This window comes from Fluviicola chungangensis (assembly GCF_007558725.1).
GTDB lineage: Bacteria > Bacteroidota > Bacteroidia > Flavobacteriales_D > Crocinitomicaceae > Fluviicola > Fluviicola chungangensis.
The window spans coordinates 23,121-42,802 of record NZ_VLPL01000007.1; the positions used below are offsets into that span (position 1 = coordinate 23,121).

Here is a 19,682-nt window from a genome sequence, read left to right on the forward strand (position 1 = left end):
CGTATCTTCAAGTAAGAATGAAAAACAATACAGAATCCATCAGCAATCCGGCTGAATTTACGGAACGATTTATTAATCAAACCAACAGTCCTGTTTTCCTCACCGGAAAAGCGGGAACCGGAAAAACCACCCTTCTGCGGAAGATTGTAGAAACCACTCATAAAAACACCGTCATTGTTGCTCCCACAGGAATTGCAGCCTTAAATGCCGGCGGGGTAACCATTCATTCTTTTTTTCAGCTTCCATTCAGTTCATTTATCCCTGAATTTGTTTCGAACGGACTGGTTTCCGGGAACACCAAGTTTGAATCGAAAGAAACATTGAAACGTCATTTTCATTTCAATAAAACGCGCCAGAACCTCATCCGGAATGTGGAGCTCCTTATCATTGACGAAGTCTCCATGCTACGGGCTGATTTACTGGATGCTATTGACTGGACTTTACGAAATGTGCGCAAGAACAATCACCCTTTCGGTGGACTTCAGGTTCTTTTCATCGGAGATTTGCTGCAACTTCCACCGGTTATCAAACCGGAAGAATGGAGTGTATTGCAAAAATACTATCATGGAATTTTCTTCTTCAATGCACGAGTTCTCCAGGAACAGGCTCCTGTTTATATCGAACTGGACAAAATATTTCGTCAGGACGACCAGCTTTTTATCGATCTCCTGAATAATTTAAGGAATAACCGGGTCACGTCAGAAGATCAGCGCTTACTGGAACAATACGTCAATCCGGACTTCGATTCTACCAAAGAAGAAGGATACATTACGTTAACAACTCATAATTCCAAAGCTGACCAGATGAATGCAGCAGCTTTAAATTCGCTGAAGGAACAATCAATCATTTACTCAGCGGAAATCAAAAATGATTTTCCGCCACACCTGTATCCGCTGGAAAAGGAAACGGAATTAAAGGTCGGTGCTCAAATCATGTTCATCAAGAACGATATTTCCTTTGAGAAGAACTTCTACAATGGTAAAATGGGCGTTATCAAATCCCTGACCAAGGATGAGATTGAAGTGTTTTTCAAAGAGGAGAACAGAAGCATTACCGTTGAGAAATACGAGTGGAATAATATCAAATACACCTTAAATGAACAAAGCGGTGAAATCGAAGAAGAAATCCTCGGGACTTTCGTTCATTATCCCATTAAACTCGCCTGGGCAATTACCATTCATAAAAGCCAGGGATTGACTTTCGACAAAGCCGTTTTGGATGTTTCCAATGTCTTTGCTCCGGGACAGGCTTACGTAGCATTATCCCGATTACGCAGCCTGAAAGGATTGGTTTTATTGAAACCGCTTTCCATGAACGGATTGGTGAACGATCACCAGGTCGTTTCCTATTCATCCAACAAAGCTCCCGAAGACCAAATGAAACTATACTTGGACAGGGAAACCTCCCGCTTTGTTTACAACAGCCTGGTACAAGCTTTCGATTGGTACGATTATACCACCAAATGGGCAACCTTCGAGTTGGGCTTTAAAAATCAAGGTCCGAAAACGGAAAAGGGGAAAGACAAATCGTGGGTAGCAAACCAGCTGCAAACAGTCCAGGCTACATTTGATGCAGCCCGTAAATTTCAAAATCAACTGGCCAACCTGTTTTCAAAAGAAAAACCGGAATGGGAATTTATTCATGAACGGGTACAGGCTGCTTACCAGTATTTCTTCAAGCCATTGGACGCCCAGGTATATTCCATCATGAAAAGACGCTATGAGGTGGCCAAGATCAAAAAAACAAAGAGCTATTTTGAGGAATTGGAAGAGTTGGAACAGGAAGTGATTGCAGTTGTTCATCGATTGATGAAAGGCCGTTTATTGATCGAAGCCATCGTCAACCAGAAACCATTTACGAAGGAAACCGTCAAATCAGCTGAAATCACGAACTACGTCATTGCTAAAAGCCATAGCATTCAACAGGAATTGCGGGCAAACCGTTCCATGATGGACGAAATGATGGAAGAAGATTTTACGGATGTACTTCAATTAATAAAACCTAAAAAAGAAGTTAAAGAAGAAAAGGTCGCTAAGAAAAACACCTATGAAATTACTTTCGACCTGTTCGAAGCAGGAAAAACAATCGAAGAAATTGCAAATGAGCGTCAATTGGGGTTATCCACGATAGAAGGACATTTTGCGAAATTGATTCAGCAGGAAAAAATCGACATTACTTCGGTTCTGGACCCAAAGCGCATCAGCGAGATCGAATCGTACCTGGAAGACGCCGAAGGAAAAACGCTGGGGATGCTCAAAGAGGAATTGGGAGACAGAGTGAGTTATGCCGAATTGAAATGGGTTCAGGCTTCGAAGATGTTGTAAAAGCGCTTCAAAACCTTTACTGACGAGGCAATTCGTTATATAACAAAATCATGATTTTATGATATCACGATACCATAAAAAAATCACACCCGCAACAACAGATGTGATTTCACCAAACTACCAAATAACTGCTCGTCATTTAAACCAACCAATGACTTTGTTTTCAAATAGAATACAATTGATTCAAAAAGTAACAGAAATAAAAAACCCGGCATTTCGACTACACTCAATGACCGGGTTTTAAAATATAGTTATAAAGTGTTTCTTACAAAGAGAAAGCAGCTTTTACTTTATCTACGAAATCCAATTTCTCCCAAGTAAACAATTCTACTTCTTTCACCACCTGGGATCCATCCGGAGCACTGAATGTCTTCTTCACGATTTCATTCTTACGTCCCATGTGTCCGTAAGCAGCGGTTTCGGAATACATCGGGTTTCTCAATTTCAAACGTTGTTCAATCGCATAAGGACGCATGTCAAAAATTTCGGCACATTTCTTAGCGATATCCCCGTCTGTCATATTCACTTTTGATGTTCCATATGTATTGATAAACAAACCACAAGGCTTAGCAACACCGATAGCATAAGATACTTGAACCAACACCTCATCACACAAACCGGCAGCCACTAAATTCTTAGCAATGTGGCGTGTTGCGTATGCTGCAGAACGGTCTACTTTTGAAGGATCTTTTCCGGAGAAAGCACCACCACCATGAGCACCTTTTCCACCATATGTGTCAACAATGATCTTGCGACCTGTCAAACCGGTATCTCCATGCGGTCCACCGATAACGAATTTCCCTGTTGGATTGATATGATACGTGATTTGGTCGTTAAACAACGCTTGCAATTCCGGTTTTAATTTCGCTTTTACACGCGGAATAACGATGTTCACGATATCTTCCTTGATCTTTTTCAACATGTCCGCTTCCGTTCCGAAATCATCGTGTTGCGTAGAAACTACGATCGTATCGATACGTTGCGGAATATTGTCATCCGAATATTCGATCGTTACCTGTGATTTTGCATCCGGGCGCAAATACCCGATAATATGCGATTCGTTGTTACGGATTTTAGACAACTCCTGAAGAATGTTGTGCGCCAAATCCAACGCCAACGGCATGTAATTTTCAGTTTCTTTCGTTGCGTAACCGAACATCATCCCTTGATCACCAGCTCCCTGAGCCTCCGCTTTCGCTTCAAAGTCATCATTGGAAACTTTCCGGTCAACTCCCTGGTTGATATCGGAAGACTGATCGTGGATTGCAGAAAGAATTCCGCAGGAGTTCGCTTCGAACATATACTCAGACTTCGTGTAACCGATCTTGCGGATCACATCACGTGCAATCGACTGAACGTCCAAATACGTATTTGTTTTTACCTCTCCGGCCAAGACTACCTGACCTGTTGTTACTAGCGTTTCGCATGCGACCTTTGACGTTGGGTCAAAAGCCATAAAGTTATCGATTAGCGCATCTGAAATTTGATCCGCTACTTTATCCGGGTGTCCTTCAGAAACAGATTCTGAGGTAAACAAGTATGACATAGTCCTTGAGTATAAAATTTATGGGTGCGAAATTAGTGAAAAAAAAGAAATTGATTCGCGAATGTTGAAAAAACAGGTATGAATATTCTACTAAAAAGGTGGATTAATTGATTGCCCCGGACTTTTCAATACCAGATTACAAATGCTTACCCGATTTCAATCGTTCGTCAACGGGCAATTCGATAAATTCCTTTATTTCGACCCTTCCAAATTCACTGAACAATGGATTGAGAATATAATTAGACTCCAACCAGACTATTGTTGACGGCACTTTTAATGCGAAAAAATTGGTGTTCTTTGATAATTCTGTGAAAATCCCTGTTGTTTTCGATGAATACGGATATTGGTTCCACCTTTCCGGCAAATCATCCAATACTTTAATTTCGAAATCATCGGGAAACTCTATTTTGGCTATTAGAATTTCTTTAGGTAAATATGCAATATTTGCTGAATGGACATAATATTCCAAAAGTGCCAACGAAATATTTTCAGAACAATAAACTGCTCTCGTACCTATTTCATTCCATCTCCCTCCCACTTTTTCAGCCCCAATACCCGACAAGGTTTGAGCCTTGTACTTAACGTTTGCCAGCCTGTAAACAACCATTAACTGTAAACGTTGTATTGAATTCTGGCAATTTCATTCTCCACCATTTCAAACCCAAAACTACTATCCAGTAATTCGAATGGTTTTTTGTTACCCAGCGCTCGCGAAGGTGTCATGAGCCAGTTTTTGAAATCCTCCTTCGTATCAAAAACTTCATACCCCAAGCCAAACAAACGTGCCAATTCATAAATTCTTTCTGAAGTTTCCCTCCCATAGACAGATTTTTTCTGCATACTGCTAATAGAAGTCGGAAGAATCAATTCGAATTCTTTTTCTGTGGCACCAATATTCAAAATCAACTGCTTCCAATCAGATTTTTTAACGCCATCTCTGATCCGGTCAATTAATTCCATCTGATACCCAGGTGCATCCTTAGCGTTTATTACAACCCAAGCCGGAGAGAATTTTGCAGGATGGTTCTCCCTTCTAACCGCTTTCGCACTTTGACGGGAAGCTGGTTTACTGGAATGCCCGGATGATGTTTTGACGTTCACGATTGTAATTTTACAATTATACAAACGTAAATATACAATTATATTTTGGATTTAAAAAATAAAATGCACCAATGAAGCAACCCAATGGTTAATTAATCCTTTCACCAGAGAAGTATCTTCTTCATTTTAATTCTACTTCACAAAAAAATCCCGTTCTGATGAATTCAAAACGGGACTTCATTTTTTTATGCAGATTCTTATCTTCTGAATCCACTGGTATACGTATTCAATTCATCAATACTTGATTCAAATGTGAACGCATCATTCAGCTGGTAGTAATTCCCGATGTCGTAAGTGTATCCGTAAGCGTATTTAGCCAAATCCAAACGTGTGTCTTCAAAACTGAATAACAACATCAACCGCTTTACCTGGTTGCTGGTCATACAGTTTGTATTGATCACTTGTTTTGCCATGGTCAATCGGGAATCATCAAAAGACTTTGCCTCAATTGACTTAACCACTTCATTAAAACGTGCTTCGTCCATCGGATATCCGTTGCAACCTACATTTCCATTGTAACCCGGCATAACATAACCATTTTGCACCGTACCAACCGTACCCGTATTCCCGGAAGTCGTGGTTGTTGTTGTAGAATAAGTGGTGGTTGTGCTTTGAGTTTGGGTATTCATTCCGGTTTCGTTGACATTGATGTTCATGTTGATATTCGCTCCACCTGTTGTTGGATCGTTGACATTGATTCCCACATTCATTTGGTCGGAAGTTCCCGGATTCGTTGTGGTGTTAGAAATCACCGTTGTTTGAGTGGTAGTGCTTATCGGTGTGCTGTGATAAACGATTACATTTTGTCCGGCCATTGGTCTTGGAGCTTGTGCAATAGGAACTTCGCTCATCCATCTCAAAACAATTTCTCCTTTGTTTGAACTCCGGATAGCATAGGTTGTTTCGGTTCCTGCGTTGAAATTGAGTGTTTTGTCAATGTCCGGAGTAATTCCGTCTGCAAACTTCACTTTTACCTTGTAATAAGGCTGGATCAGGTTGGTCACGCGCACATTGGTTTCCGGATTCGCATTTTGCTGAATTCCGTTCAAAATAATGTAAAATTGTTGCCCTTGCTCCGAGAAAAAAACCAGATTGGTATTTTGCTGAGCATTCGAAAATTGGGAAAGGAACAATAAAATAATTAGTGTAAATACATGTTTCATAGTAATCAAATTTAATTTTTTTTAGCGAAAAACAAAAACGATGCCAAAGCCCGTTCACACTGTTCGGAACGTACTTTCCACCTGTTGCTTTCGCAAAAGTAAACGCTTTAAGATTTCGGTCAAAAAAGAATCTGTAAATAATCCGAAGTGGTTGAAAAATAAGTTTTTTGAATTCAAACCACCGAATCGCATAAATTCGTGAAAAATGCGATTACTTTTGTTGCAGATATTCCAACGAGATGAACGGGTTATTTGAACAATTTTCCAAAGAATTTCAGAACCTCCTCGGCGAGTTTAAATTGCCTTTGGAAAACCCGATTCTTACTTTCTCACTGCTTTTGCTAATCATCCTCTTTTCTCCGATTATTCTTAGAAGAGTAAAGATTCCGGCCTTGATCGGTTTAATTATTTCAGGAGTAATTATCGGACCGAACGGGTTTCAGTTAATCTCCGAAGCCAATATGAAAACAGGATTTGTGAACATGTTTGCCAAAATCGGTTTGCTTTACATTATGTTCATGGCCGGTTTGGAACTCGATATGCAGGAATTCAGACGCTACCGCAATAAATCATTGGCTTTTGGCGCACTCACTTTTTTTATTCCGCTTCTTTTGGGGTATCCGACCTGCAGATATGCATTGGGATTAAATGAAACTGCGAGCTTATTGACAGCAAGTATGTTCGCCACACATACACTGGTCGCCTATCCAATTGTGTCCAAATTCGGGATCTCCAAAATGGAAGCTGTTGCTATTGCTATCGGGGGAACCATTCTGACAGACACAGCTGTCCTGATTATCCTGGCTGTGATTTCAGGATCGGACCATGGTGTGATTAATACCAGCGTTTTGGCACATTTGGGGATTACCCTTTCCATTTTCAGTTTAATCATGTTTTGGGGAGTTCCCAAAATCTCTCGTTGGTTTTTAAGCAAACTCGAATCAGAAAAATCGTCGCAATTCATTTACGTACTCTCCATTTTATTCTTTGCAGCATTCTTAGCAGAAGTAGCGGGAATTGAAGGGATCATCGGAGCTTTCGTTGCGGGATTGGTCATGAACCGATTGATTCCCCACTCTTCTACCCTGATGAACCGCATCGAGTTTATCGGAAATGCCCTGTTCATTCCCTTTTTCCTGATTTCCATCGGGATGGTGGTCAATGTGAAGGCACTGGCAAACGAACCCTGGGCCTGGGCGGTTGCCGGGATACTGAGCGCTTTTGCAATTTTCAGTAAGTTTTTGGCAGCCCTCATTACCCAACTTATTTTCAAAATGAGCAGGCCGGAACGACAGGTTATTTTTGGTCTCAGTACTGCACATGCCGCTGCGACACTAGCCGTGATCAACGTGGGATATACCATGGGAATTCTGAATATTGAGATTGTGAACGGAACCGTTATCCTGATCCTGATTACCAGTATGACCGCTTCCTTTGTTACGGAAAATGCCGGAAAGAAGCTCCTGATTTCTCAAACCAAAAATGAACCGCTGGAAGGACCTTCCATGCGGAGTCAACACGTATTGGTAGCAGCAAATGAATTGAAAGGAAACGAACCTCTGCTCGATTTTTCGGTACTGATTACGGATAAAACAGTCATGAACCCCATTTCTGTGGTTAGCGTACTGGAAAACGATGAAGAAGCGGAAATGCGCATTCGCCGCTCCCGCAAACACATCGATGATTTTATTACTCATTACAACAGTGGCGAAATCAATGTACACGCCATGGCCACGATCGATCACAACCTGTCCAGCGGAATTGCCCGTGTTTCAAAAGAACTGGTTGCTGACATCGTCCTGATCAACGATAATTCGAAAATCAATCTGTTGAAAAGACTGATTGGTGATGACCGGGACCACTTGCTCAACGTGTGCGACAAGACCGTTTTCTTTTGTCACTTCAACCATGCGTTTTCAAGCTATCGAAAAATTTCCGTGGTTTGCCCGGCCTATGCCGAATTGGAGCAAGACTGCAATCAATGGCTGGAACGTGTAATGCGCATATCCAGGGAATTGAACCTGGACATCGATGTGTACAGCACCCGCGAAACTTTTGAGAAATTCAAAGCTTACCGAACTTACCGGAAATTTGCAGCGGATCTGATGCATTTCCCGATCGAATCCCCGGAAGAAATCGTAGAGAAACTTTCCGGTTTTGGTGATAATCAATTGTTTATTTCGGTTTTCGCACGTCAAGGGTCCGTTTCAGCCTTCACCGGAATGGAATTTTTACCTCAACGTATGGAAAAGGAAAACACCAACCTGGACTATGTATTCATTTATCCTTCGCAAAGCGCATCCGATCTGTCTTACGCCGCCTATGACGATATGAGCGGGAGCCCGCTTGCTGCCGGAGTTGAAACTATTCAGCGCCTATCGAAGGAGGTTGGAGGAATGTTTAAGAAAAATGAGGAGTAATCCATTCATCAAAGTTCTTTATCTTCACCATCAAATACACTCCCATGAAAAATCAATTTTTACTAATCATCCTATTCTGCGCAAGCTTCGTTTCTTTGGCGCAAAATTCAACCGAAGTAGTTGTTCCTCCATTCAAAGACACATACTGTGAACTTGTAAAACAATTGGAATCGGGTGAAACAGACATCAATTACCAGGATTTTCGTTATCAGTTTATTGAAAGCAAACAGTTCGTTATCGCCAGCAATAAAACAGAAGAATCCGATAGCCTTAAAAAAGCAATGTATGCATGTATGGACAATTCGGATACGCTGGGTGTAATAAGAATCACAAAACAAATGCTGAGTATCGATTACACCGATATGATGGCGCACAAAATATTGCGTCAGACATATAAAATGATCGGAGATACTGCGAATGCGCGCAAATACAAAACCATTCAATTCGGACTCCTGAACTCCATTGTGAAAAACGGAAATGGTCAAAGCTGTGAAACTGCATGGCCTGTTATTCAAGTTTCGGAAGAATACTTTATTCTCCAGATGATCGATGCAGAATTACAGGAGCAAAGTATTGAACGGAAAGGTGGTTTGTGTGATCGCATGGATGTGAAAATAGACGGCAAAAAGAAAACGTATTATTTCGAGACGACAAAAGTGTTCGAAGGTTATAAAAAACTGGGACTATAATAAATCCACCAACTTCTTCGGTGCCACATTCGAATAAGAAGTCTTCACAATGTCTTTCAAAAAGTCTTCTTCTACTTTTTCAAAGTAAACGCGTGTCCAGCCTTGTAAGCCCCATTTGTTCGGAACGGGGTGACAAGCACTTTCATCCCATTTACAAAAAAGCGATTGCTGCAAAGTAGTCAGTTTGACCACAAAAAAGGCTTCATCCAAACTGACCGTCGCGAAGATTTTCTTTTTCACCCGGTAAGAACGCTTCTCAAAATGAGGTTCTTCCGTAGCTTCAGGCAGGGAAAGCGCATAAGCGGAAAGCATCGAAAAATTCGTCATGATATAGCAACTTGTTAACGAATATACCGTTTCCTTGTTATAGAAGTAATTTTTAATTGCTTTTAAAATATTCAGACATCCCATGGCTATTGTTCTCAATTTTATTGCCTTCATTACCTGCATAATCTGGTTCCACCGATTAATTCAACAGCCGGGAAACAAATTGATTCTTCCCGTTGTTTTGGTTTACCTGGCGGGAGTTATTTTCAGTTTCATATTTTCCTTTCTATTGCAGCATGATTACCTGGACGGGCTCCTTCACATGATCGTCAGTGGAATTTCCATCCTGGTCTTTTGGTTCTGGACAAGTATTGTGATCATTGTGAAATATGCGAAAAAAGATCAGTCCAAATTTCTCCTGATCGGCCTGGCTCAAACCAGTGCACTACTCATTGTTCCTTTGGCAATCGCCTTGCTGATCAGTAATGCTTCGTTCAAAATAGGCGGGTAACAAAAAATCCTGACCCCATTGAAGGAATCAGGATGCTGGTCAACCATCGAACCGATTAATGTTCCATTCCACCCGCTTTGCAACAAGCAGGCAACTTTTCATACGCTGCCGGATCTGCTAATACCTCATCGGCATTATATCCAAGAGCCGAGATTTGTTTCTTGATCTCCTCTAATGTAATCACGTCATTTTTGAACTTTACAGTTAATTTCCGCGAGGGTACATCTAATTCTGCGAATTTCACTCCTTTGGTATAATTCAAAGCGCCTTCAATGCGTTCTTTGCATTCGTCACATTCGGCACTCGTAAGAATCACAACAGTTTCTGTTTTTGCTGCCGGTTTCTGGCTGAATCCAAAACCAGCCACAAACAAAAAGACTAATAATAACAAGCTATTTTTCATCATTCATTGGTTTACTTTTTCTCTACTTTTCTTTTTATCTCATATCTAAATCCTGCATAAACTACCGTTCCCATCACCGGCGCCCAAACCCGGGTCGCATCGAATGTCGGATCATACGGATTATTCGCACTAATGATCGGATTTTTTTGCCTGAAGTTAAACAGGTTTTCCCCTCCTACATACAGGTCCCAACGTTTGAAATGACGTGTAATTTGTGCCAATCCAACCGGTACGACTTTACTTTTTTCATCGGTTAAATACGATCCGTCCGGTAAGGCAACATCCGGTAAACGCATCGGACTGTATACAGAAATCGTACCATCTACTTCCCATTTCTTGTTCCTGCTTGCAAAAGCCACATTAAACAAGCCGCGGTGTTGCGGAATCATTACTTGTTGTCTCAAACTTCCGACATAATCAGCTTTTACTTCCAGGTATTTGTATGCCAGCCGGAAAGTGATTGTTCTCCAGGGCATAAAACTCAATTCTGTTTGAAAAGTACTACTTCTGGAAATATTTCTCTGGAAACCGAAGAAGATCGAATCGGTCGATTGCTCGCGATCAATGATCAGTTGCTTCGTAAAACGCGCATAATAAAAATCAGCGGAAATACTTGCGGAACGATTCCACCACCTCATCGTCCGGACAACCGAAACCCCGGAGTTCCATACTTCTTCCTGTTCGTTACTGCCGTTTACAACCCAGGTTTTGGAGGTCGCCAGTAAAGAAGAGTTATCCATTACCACGGTCGGCAATCTCCACGATTTCCCGGTGGTCAAGCGAAGATCCGTGAATTCATCCAGTGTATACTTTGCATGTACGCGAGGTGAAAACTGGAATTTCTCTTTTTGATCTCCGAAAGCTGTTTGAAAATCGGCTCGCATTCCGGCTACCAAAACCAGTCGGGTTCCGGTATACGTGTATTCCAGGAAGGCTCCCGGAGTAATTACATTGCGGTTGAAATTGGCCGAATCAATGTGTTGGTGCAAATCCTGACCGACTGCTGAAACTCCCACTTTGTACTTATGTGAAGTCGTTCCGATAATTCCATCAAAAATAGCATTGATATATCCGCGCAATTCCTTTCCACCGAAATCTCTCAAGCCATACAATCCGTCCGACTGATGGTATTTGAATTGGTAAACTATTCCAAAACTTTGGTAAGGCTTTTTGGGAAATAAAAATCCTGTTTTGGCAAAAAGTTCCGCGTGTTGGTTGGTTGTTTCAGCACGATATCGATTTGCAAGACCGTATAATTGGCCTCCCAACCGTTGATCGTAATACCCGTTCACCCCAAACCTGGTCTCAAATTTTTTGCCGGTATACTCCCAGCGATTCATAAAAGAACCAGATTTACTCAGGGGCGCATCCCGAAATCCGTCGTTATTTCTGTCCCATTCACTTTGCAGGGTAGAAACATGTGCAAACGTTCCGGTGCTCCATTTATCATTGATCATCTGCCCTCCGTGAACATTCAATTCTGCTCTTCCCAAACTGGAACCATATCCGTTCACAAAAAAGCGTTGCATGGTAGTTGGCTTGCGGAATTCGACATTGATCAATCCGGCCATCGATTCATAGCCGTTTACAACCGAACCCGTTCCTTTGGTAATCTGGATAGATTCCACCCAGGTCCCCGGAACGGAATTCAAGCCGAAACTGCTTTCCAAACCGGTTAGGAACGGAATGTTTTCCATTTGCAATTGCGTGTAGACACCATCCAATCCCAATAACTGGATTTTCTTTGCACCTGAAACAGCATCCGTGAAATTCACATCTACAGTCGCATTCGTTTCAAAAGATTCCGACAAGTTACAGCAAGCTGCTTTTTTCAATTCCCCTTCGCCCAGGTTCTCCACCTGCAACGGTTTCAAACGGGAAAATGTTTTGGAATCCTGTTTGAATTCAACTACTACTTCATCCAACTCATCGATTTCAAAAAGAGTAATTTCCAATCCGGAGAAACGGTCCTCTTTTGTTACAATAACAGAATCGCTTTCATAACCGGGAGCTGAAACGACCAGTACGTCCGGCAGCTCCTTGGGCAGTATGATTTCAAACCGTCCGTTTTCTTCGCTATAGACTTGTATCTGGGCTTTTCTTAGAATAATTTTCGCTTGTTTAAGCTGGATTTTTCCGCCATTCTTTATTCCAAAGACAATCCCTTGAAGCTGGGCCTGACTGAAAGAAAGAAAAAACAGGAAAAAACCGAGTATGGCATATTTCATTGTTCTTCACGTTTAATTCAACTTCGCTTTTGTTTCAAAAGGAAGGAATTACAGACGCCAAATACACAAATGAGTTAATCGCTGAAGACTTGTTAAAGCAGGTGGATCCGATCCGGAGAATAATTCAGTGTCTTCGGTCGCCCGCACCGTTTCGAAATGGGAGAAAAAAGAAAGAATGGAAACTTCTTCCAATACTTCAGCAAAGATCGGATGGACACTCTGAAAGAAGAAAAATGAGAACTGCCAGTTGGAAACTTCATCCAGGCAACAATTATCGGAAACCGTTTCACCGTGAGATGGAGTTGAACGAACCTGCTTAGCTGCACAACAATCCGGTTTTTCCATCTTTTGGTGGTGTTCTTCCGAACACATATTTGAGGGAACAAAAACAGATTTCAGAACCCTGTTCTCATGCAAGCAGGTATGTTGATAGAAAGGTATCCCGATGGTTCCCATCAGCACAACCACAATCATCCCCATTTGAAGCATGCGTTTCATCGAATCAAAAGTACGAAAAAAGAAGTTCAGATAAATTCACAAAAAACAACTAACTTGAAATGCCAACGAATTAAACTTTGTACTTTTGCTATCCTGATAATCAAAATGAAGACAACAAGAAATACAGCCGCCAGAAGTGCTATTCTGGAACTTATTAACGATTCAAATGTAGCGTTGTCTCAACCTGCTATCCAACACAAATTGAACGGATTGTGTGACCGCGTAACCATTTACCGGGTTTTAGACCGCTTGTTGGACGATGGCCTAATCCACAAAATTGTCAATGTCAACGGAGTGGTGAATTACGCTGCATGTTCTACTTGTAATCACGATCAGGAACACGATCACGAACATATTCACTTCAGCTGCAGGGTATGTGGTGAATTAACCTGTTTGGACCAGGTTATTCCTTCTTTTTCACTTCCTGAGGGATTTCAGGCGGAAGAAACTTTCTTCACGATCTCCGGAATTTGCCCCAACTGTAAAGACTCCAAAAAATGAGTCTCAATCACGAAAAAGCGGAAAAGACTGCCTGGTTCAGTTTGATCGGTAATTTCGTCATGGCCGCAGTCAAAGCCCTGGTAGGATATTTCGGAAATTCGTACGCCCTAATTGCCGACGCTATCGAATCAACGGGCGATGTTTTTGCTTCTGCTTTGGTGATTGTGGGATTTCGATATGCCAAACGGCCGCCGGATGAGAATCATCCATACGGACACGGCAAAGTAGAACCCCTGATCACATTCGTTGTCGTGGGATTCCTCGTGGCCTCGGCAACCCTGATTATCATCGAAAGTATTCATAACATTCAGACACCCCACAAAGCTCCGGCACCTTATACCCTTTGGTTTATCGGCGCAATCATCCTGGTAAAGGAATTATTCTTTCGTTTTGTTTACCAATCAAGTAAAGAAGTCGGAAGTACTTCCTTAAAAGCCGATGCATGGCATCACCGAAGCGACGCCATTACATCGGCATGTGCTTTTGTCGGAATAGCAATTGCAGTCTACAAAGGTGATTCCTGGGCCCAGGCAGACGATTGGGCCGCGTTGATTGCTTCACTGATCATTTTTTACAATGCCTATAAAATATTCCGGCCGGCTCTTGGCGAAATCATGGACGAACACGTACACGATGAATTCATCCTGGTAATTCGTGAAAAATCCAAAGAAGTAGCAGGAATTATTGATACGGAAAAATGTTTGGTCCGAAAATCAGGGATGCGCTATTGGGTAGATTTGCACATTCACGTCAAGGGAAATCTAAGCGTCGACCAGGGACATACGATCGCCCATAACCTGAAAAAACATTTGATGGATGAAATTCCGGAAATTGAAGACATTTTAGTACACGTGGAACCGGCCTGACAATTGAGAATTGAAAATGTTAAAATTGAAAAGACTTTTACGGACTTTTAATTCGAATAACAAAAAATCTTGACTCCTGAAGCTCATAGTCTTGACACTCATTCACAAAACTTCTCCATTTTCAATTCTACATTTTCAATTTGAAGTATCTTTGTACCATAAAATAAACAAACATCATGACATCAGTTCCAGTTACAGTATATGTTGAAATGACTCCCAATCCAAACACGATGAAATTCGTTGCAAACAAATATTTGCTTATTAACGGGGAGTCGGTTGAATTTCATTCAGGCTCAGAAGCCAAAGGATATTCTCCATTGGCGGAAGAATTATTTCATTTTCCGTTCGTGAAAACCGTTTTTATCACTGCCAATTTTGTTACCATCGCAAAGAACGATAGCATTTCCTGGGATTTCGTAACCATGGAGTTACGCGAATTTGTCAAGAACTGGATTGTTGAAGGAAAAGATATTCTGATCCAAATGCCCGTTGCGAAACCAAAGGTTTCCACTGATGCAGATGCAAAACCGGCGAAAGAATATGCTCCGTCCGAATACGATGATGCGATCCGTGCGTTATTGGATGAATATGTTCGCCCGGCAGTTGAAGGTGACGGTGGTGCGATTGACTTTGTTGGATTTGAAGAAGGAACAGTTACGGTTGCACTTCGCGGTGCCTGTTCGGGTTGTCCTTCCAGTACGGCTACCTTGAAAGGTGGAATCGAAAATTTATTGAAACAGCATTTGCCGGATGTAAAAGAGGTCGTTGCTGAATCCTTGTAAATAAACAATTATAAAAAACTGGTGGGCACGCGATTAATCGCGTGCCCACTGCTTTTATACCCTTTTTGATTTTTTTCATGTGTATTTATGGAATTTCTATTTGACCGGCATCTCTATAGAAATCAATTAAAAAATCAGATCATGAAAACAATCACATTTATCGCAGCATTTTTTCTGACAGGAATCACTTTTGCTCAAAACACGTTCGGGGACATCATCGGAACTTTTACAACCCCGGACAAAAAAGAAGGAATCTTCGGTGCATACGCCGTAACAACGCGCGGAGACCAGTTTTTTAAAGCCATAACAGATGAAGACGGCCGATTCCGCATCTCAGCCGTTCCGGCCGGAGTTTACCAGGTATTTTTTATTTATGATGGAGATACTACCTACGCTAAAAATACTGTTGACGTAGCTCCTGATGGTTTTGGAAATACCGGAATTGTTGCACAAACTAGTACTACAGTTATTGATGTTATCGATATTACTGCACCAATCTACAGACTTACAACCGGAGTTGCTCCTGAAATCAAATTAACCAAAAAAGACATCCAGCACATGCCCGTGAAGTTCAATGCAAAGCAAATGGTTGCGGCAATGACTTCCGATGTCAAATTAACGGATGACGGACAATTGATCTTCCGCGGAGCACGCAAAGGAGATGTGATCAACTACATTGACGGGGTAAAAATGAACGACGTGCAAAATGTACCGAGTGCCGCACTTGGATACGTGATGGTATATTCCGGAGCAATTCCTGCAAAATACGGAGATACGACCGGTGGTGTCGTGGTAATGGAAACATTAAGCTACTTCGATCTGCTAAGAGAATACAATAACAGACCATAAAAACCATCCTTTACAAAACAACACGTGGGCATGTGATTAATCACATGCCCACTGTTTTTCAGGTAATTCAACACTTTTATTTCGGAAAGAATTCCGGGCTCGCTTCTTCCATCGGAGCCATGTATTTCTTCAGATTCTGCTCGTCGTGCTGATTCAGGATCATCAGCATGTTATCCGATTCGACAATAATGTAATTTTCTAATCCCTGGATCAAAGCCAGTTTATTGCTCGGCAGGTTTACAATGCAATTTTCCGAATTAATCATATGAACATGATCCCCGATCACTGCATTCCCATTGTAATCTTTTTCCAGGTGTGAATACAAACTTCCCCAGGTTCCCAAATCCGACCAATCGAAATTTGCAAGGACAACATCCACATTCTTCGCATTTTCCATTACTGCAAAATCGATCGAAATATCCTCACACGCCGCAAATGAAGCATTCACATAAGCTTGCTCTTCGGGTGTATTGTATTTCCCCGATTGGTCCGTGAACAAATGGAATAATTCCGGTTTGAACTTTTCCAATGCATTCAAAATGGTTTTTGCCCGCCAGATAAAAATTCCGGAATTCCAATAGTAATTCCCGCTTCTTAAGAAAATTTCCGCCAATTCACGGTTCGGTTTTTCCGTAAAGTGCTTTACATCTTTCACTTGTCCGGGAAGAATATCTCCATCTTCAATGAATTCAATGTAACCATACCCCGTATCAGGACGTGTCGGTTTAATTCCCAGCGTAACCAAACGATCTTCTTTATTTGCCGTTGCAATTGCCGTATGGACAATTTCTGTGAATTTATCTTCTTTCAGGATCAAATGGTCCGATGGCGCAACAACCAGGGTTGCATTCGGATTCAAGGCATGAATTTTCGCAGCTGCATAGGTAATGCACGGAGCTGTATTCTTTCGCTCAGGTTCTGTTAAGATCTGACCGTCACTCAATTCAGGGAGTTGTTCTTTGACCAAAGAAAAATAATTCGCGTTCGTCACGATGTAAATATTCTCAGCCGGTGCAATGTGCAATAAACGCTCAAAAGTCATTCGCAACAAGGATTTTCCGATTCCGAGAACATCTAAAAATTGTTTTGGGCGTTGGACAGTCGACATCGGCCAGAACCGGCTTCCGATTCCACCGGCCATGATCACACAGTAATTATCTTTCATGTATGTTTTCTAAAAGTTGAACAGTTGCAAGCGAATGAATTAAGAACTGGCGTTTTGAAGGTACCTCCGTACATAAAAAACGCGTGCGTCGCAATTCCCCCTTCACGAAGGTTTTTCCCTGCAAAACAAAAGTAGCATTTTTTGGAATTTCTTCAAGTACAATCTCCCCGCCTTCCCGCTTGTCGTATTGCCTCAACACGCGTGATAATTGGGTATCCGTGCAGGAAGAAGCTTTCATATTTGTCAGGCTGCTCATCAAAGCGATTTCGATATCTTTTGGCAGCAATCCCGTTTGAATGGCTGGCCACAATAATTTTCGGAACTCGGATTTCCATTCTTCGCCATGTGGTTTGATCCGGAAACCGAACTGAAGATAGACCCGCAAATGGGCAAATTCGTGGAGCGTTGTGATCAAAAAATTATACGGATTCAAATTTCCGTTGACGGAAATGCGATGAAATGTTTCTCCTTGTTGCGGAGCCCGGTAATCTCCCAGTTTGGTAGCACGCGGATTGGTGATGGCAAAACGCACCGGGTGACTGAGCAGCAGTTCAGCTACCATTTCTTCGAAACCCGCGGGTAAATATGGTTTCAATTGCCTGATGTATTTTTCCTTTTTCGTAGGTTTTGCTTCCACGTGACAAAATTACGTTGATTTTGAATGCGAGATCCGGTGTTGCAGAAGAAGTTATGAATCGGGAACAGTGAATAATTCGTTTATTGAAAAAGATGATTGACCATTGAAAACGACCAAAAATCTTCCCATGTTATAAATTCTTTTCAATTTTACATTTTCAATTTTCAATTCCGTAGATAGCAGATTTCTTTTAACTTTATATCCGAAATGGGAATAATACAAAATATCGGCAAGTATTTCATGATGTTGTGGATCGTGTTTTCGAAGCCAGAAAAATGGAGAATATTCCGCAGACGTTTTTTTGAAGAAATGGAATTGATCGGGATTAAGTCAATTCCAATCGTTGCATTGATGTCTGCCTTCATGGGCGCTGTAATTGCATTACAGACTGCTTCCAATATGGATAATCCCCTGCTTCCAACTTACACGGTCGGTTACATTACCCGTTCGTCTACGATTCTGGAATTTTCACCTACCATTATTTCCCTGATCCTGGCAGGAAAAGTAGGATCAAATATTGCTTCGGAGGTTGGAACCATGCGTGTTACGGAACAAATCGATGCATTGGAAATTATGGGTGTAAACTCCTTGAGTTACCTCGTACTTCCAAAAGTTACTTCAGCTATGATCTTCTTTCCGGTATTGATTATTTTCTCTATCGGTTTAAGTTTGATCGGAGGTTGGTTGGCACTGAAACTTTCGGGACTTTCCTCTACGGAAACATATATTTACGGTATCCGTTTTTTTTATAGAGACAGTGATATCGTGTATGCTTTGACGAAAACAGTCGTATTTGCCTTCCTCATTACTTCAATCGCATCTTTCAAAGGCTATTACACAAAAGGCGGATCACTCGATGTGGGTAAATCTTCTACCGAAGCAGTAGTAAGTGCCAGTGTTGCCATTTTGATTGCGAATTTCTTCTTAACTCAAATGTTCTTATTGTAATGATTGAAGTAATCAACATCAATAAAACTTTTGGCGATAATCAAATCCTGAAAGATGTAAGTGCTACCTTTGAAAAGGGAAAAGTAAACCTGATCATCGGTCAATCAGGCTCTGGTAAATCAGTACTCGCAAAATGTATTGTCGGACTGCATGAGGTAGATTCCGGTCAAGTCTTATATGACGGTAGGGATTTCACAAAAATGGACCGTTTGCAGCGAAAGGATATCAGGAAGGAAATCGGGATGTTATTCCAGGGGTCAGCACTTTTTGATTCCATGACGGTGGAGCAGAATATTATGTTCCCCTTAACCATGTTTACAAAAATGACCCGGAAAGAAATGCAGGAACGTGTGGATTTTTGCCTGGAGCGTGTAAACCTGGCAGGAAGAAACAAATTATTTCCCGCAGAATGCTCCGGGGGTATGCAAAAACGGATTGCCATTGCACGCGCCATTTCCATGAATCCAAAATACCTTTTCTGTGATGAACCGAATTCCGGACTGGACCCGCAAACATCGATCCTGATTGATAACCTCATCCGGGAGATTACTCATGAATATGAAATCACCACGATCGTTATTACGCACGATATGAATTCCGTAATCGAGATCGGGGAAAGCGTCATTTTCATTAATCAAGGCCAGAATTGGTGGCAGGGAGACCGCAAATCGATCATTATGACAGACAATAAGGAAATCAATGATTTCGTATTTGCTTCAGACTTCATGAAGGAGATCAAAGAAACCTTGAAAAAACATTAACTCGTTCTATCCACCGGCAGACA

The 19,682-nt window shown here is 41.6% G+C and carries 20 protein-coding genes; 10 read left to right on the top strand and 10 right to left on the bottom strand.

Going from position 1 to position 19,682, the window contains the following annotated elements; genetic code table 11:
* Positions 1 to 17 precede the first annotated feature (17 nt).
* The gene (locus FO442_RS13635; RefSeq protein ID WP_144333762.1) at positions 18 to 2,324 is read left to right on the top strand and encodes a helix-turn-helix domain-containing protein; all 2,307 of its coding nucleotides are present in this window, start codon (positions 18 to 20) and stop codon (positions 2,322 to 2,324) included.
* 265 nt (positions 2,325 to 2,589) lie between these two features.
* Here the strand turns inward: FO442_RS13635 and metK are convergent, their stop codons facing one another.
* The 4 genes from metK to FO442_RS13655 form a co-directional block, all read right to left on the bottom strand.
* Positions 2,590 to 3,870, bottom strand: a complete 1,281-nt coding sequence (gene metK / locus FO442_RS13640; protein WP_144333763.1) for a methionine adenosyltransferase — start codon at positions 3,868 to 3,870, stop codon at positions 2,590 to 2,592.
* A gap of 136 nt (positions 3,871 to 4,006) precedes the next feature.
* A complete protein-coding gene (locus FO442_RS13645; protein ID WP_144333764.1) occupies positions 4,007 to 4,477 on the bottom strand; it encodes an RES family NAD+ phosphorylase in 471 nt (156 codons plus the stop codon).
* Positions 4,477 to 4,971, bottom strand: coding sequence for an antitoxin Xre/MbcA/ParS toxin-binding domain-containing protein (locus FO442_RS13650; RefSeq protein WP_246073859.1), 495 nt, complete (start codon positions 4,969 to 4,971; stop codon positions 4,477 to 4,479). The genes FO442_RS13645 and FO442_RS13650 overlap by 1 nt, the downstream gene beginning before the upstream one ends.
* A gap of 197 nt (positions 4,972 to 5,168) precedes the next feature.
* Positions 5,169 to 6,134 carry a proline and serine-rich protein 1 family protein gene (locus tag FO442_RS13655; RefSeq protein ID WP_144333765.1) on the bottom strand — a complete coding sequence of 322 codons (966 nt, stop codon included), beginning with the start codon at positions 6,132 to 6,134 and terminating at the stop codon, positions 5,169 to 5,171.
* Between the two features lie 239 nt (positions 6,135 to 6,373).
* Here FO442_RS13655 and FO442_RS13660 point away from each other — a divergent pair, with 239 nt between their 5' ends.
* Both FO442_RS13660 and FO442_RS13665 read left to right on the top strand, forming a co-directional pair.
* Positions 6,374 to 8,554 carry a cation:proton antiporter gene (locus FO442_RS13660; protein ID WP_144333766.1) on the top strand — a complete coding sequence of 727 codons (2,181 nt, stop codon included), beginning with the start codon at positions 6,374 to 6,376 and terminating at the stop codon, positions 8,552 to 8,554.
* 44 nt (positions 8,555 to 8,598) lie between these two features.
* A complete protein-coding gene (locus FO442_RS13665; RefSeq protein WP_144333767.1) occupies positions 8,599 to 9,243 on the top strand; it encodes a DUF4919 domain-containing protein in 645 nt (214 codons plus the stop codon).
* Here the strand turns inward: FO442_RS13665 and FO442_RS13670 are convergent.
* The gene (locus tag FO442_RS13670; protein WP_144333768.1) at positions 9,238 to 9,570 is read right to left on the bottom strand and encodes an MmcQ/YjbR family DNA-binding protein; all 333 of its coding nucleotides are present in this window, start codon (positions 9,568 to 9,570) and stop codon (positions 9,238 to 9,240) included. The two genes, FO442_RS13665 and FO442_RS13670, sit on opposite strands and share 6 nt — an antisense overlap.
* A gap of 82 nt (positions 9,571 to 9,652) precedes the next feature.
* On the opposite strand from FO442_RS13670, the gene FO442_RS13675 reads away from it, so the two are divergent.
* On the top strand, positions 9,653 to 10,021 hold the full coding sequence (locus FO442_RS13675) for a hypothetical protein (protein WP_144333769.1): 369 nt from the start codon (positions 9,653 to 9,655) through the stop codon (positions 10,019 to 10,021).
* Positions 10,022 to 10,076: 55 nt separating this feature from the next.
* Here FO442_RS13675 and FO442_RS13680 read toward each other — a convergent pair whose 3' ends face one another.
* From FO442_RS13680 to FO442_RS13690, 3 genes are read right to left on the bottom strand one after another with little or no spacing between them, the layout of a single operon-like run.
* Complete coding sequence (locus FO442_RS13680; RefSeq protein ID WP_186280125.1) at positions 10,077 to 10,424, bottom strand: heavy-metal-associated domain-containing protein; 348 nt, start codon at positions 10,422 to 10,424, stop codon at positions 10,077 to 10,079.
* A gap of 11 nt (positions 10,425 to 10,435) precedes the next feature.
* On the bottom strand, positions 10,436 to 12,652 hold the full coding sequence (locus tag FO442_RS13685; protein WP_144333771.1) for a TonB-dependent receptor: 2,217 nt from the start codon (positions 12,650 to 12,652) through the stop codon (positions 10,436 to 10,438).
* A gap of 48 nt (positions 12,653 to 12,700) precedes the next feature.
* Positions 12,701 to 13,150 (bottom strand): hypothetical protein, encoded by a 450-nt coding sequence (locus tag FO442_RS13690; protein ID WP_144333772.1) that lies wholly within the window; start codon positions 13,148 to 13,150, stop codon positions 12,701 to 12,703.
* Positions 13,151 to 13,255: 105 nt separating this feature from the next.
* Here FO442_RS13690 and FO442_RS13695 point away from each other — a divergent pair, with 105 nt between their 5' ends.
* The 4 genes from FO442_RS13695 to FO442_RS13710 all read left to right on the top strand — a co-directional run bounded on the left by FO442_RS13695 (position 13,256) and on the right by FO442_RS13710 (position 16,148).
* A complete protein-coding gene (locus tag FO442_RS13695) occupies positions 13,256 to 13,651 on the top strand; it encodes a Fur family transcriptional regulator (protein WP_144333773.1) in 396 nt (131 codons plus the stop codon).
* A complete protein-coding gene (locus FO442_RS13700; protein WP_144333774.1) occupies positions 13,648 to 14,517 on the top strand; it encodes a cation diffusion facilitator family transporter in 870 nt (289 codons plus the stop codon). The genes FO442_RS13695 and FO442_RS13700 overlap by 4 nt, the downstream gene beginning before the upstream one ends.
* Positions 14,518 to 14,693: 176 nt before the next feature.
* Complete coding sequence (locus FO442_RS13705) at positions 14,694 to 15,299, top strand: NifU family protein (protein ID WP_144333775.1); 606 nt, start codon at positions 14,694 to 14,696, stop codon at positions 15,297 to 15,299.
* Between the two features lie 141 nt (positions 15,300 to 15,440).
* On the top strand, positions 15,441 to 16,148 hold the full coding sequence (locus FO442_RS13710) for a carboxypeptidase-like regulatory domain-containing protein (RefSeq protein ID WP_186280127.1): 708 nt from the start codon (positions 15,441 to 15,443) through the stop codon (positions 16,146 to 16,148).
* A 76-nt stretch (positions 16,149 to 16,224) separates the two neighbouring features.
* On the opposite strand, the gene FO442_RS13715 is transcribed toward FO442_RS13710, so the two are convergent.
* Both FO442_RS13715 and FO442_RS13720 read right to left on the bottom strand, forming a co-directional pair.
* Complete coding sequence (locus FO442_RS13715) at positions 16,225 to 17,313, bottom strand: mannose-1-phosphate guanylyltransferase (RefSeq protein WP_144333777.1); 1,089 nt, start codon at positions 17,311 to 17,313, stop codon at positions 16,225 to 16,227.
* Positions 17,303 to 17,950, bottom strand: coding sequence for a SprT family zinc-dependent metalloprotease (locus FO442_RS13720; protein ID WP_144333778.1), 648 nt, complete (start codon positions 17,948 to 17,950; stop codon positions 17,303 to 17,305). Before FO442_RS13720 ends, FO442_RS13715 begins: the two co-directional genes overlap by 11 nt.
* Before the next feature lie 207 nt (positions 17,951 to 18,157).
* Here FO442_RS13720 and FO442_RS13725 point away from each other — a divergent pair, with 207 nt between their 5' ends.
* Both FO442_RS13725 and FO442_RS13730 read left to right on the top strand, forming a co-directional pair.
* On the top strand, positions 18,158 to 18,898 hold the full coding sequence (locus FO442_RS13725) for an MlaE family ABC transporter permease (protein ID WP_144333779.1): 741 nt from the start codon (positions 18,158 to 18,160) through the stop codon (positions 18,896 to 18,898).
* Positions 18,898 to 19,659 carry an ABC transporter ATP-binding protein gene (locus FO442_RS13730; protein WP_144333780.1) on the top strand — a complete coding sequence of 254 codons (762 nt, stop codon included), beginning with the start codon at positions 18,898 to 18,900 and terminating at the stop codon, positions 19,657 to 19,659. The genes FO442_RS13725 and FO442_RS13730 overlap by 1 nt, the downstream gene beginning before the upstream one ends.
* Positions 19,660 to 19,682 lie beyond the last annotated feature (23 nt).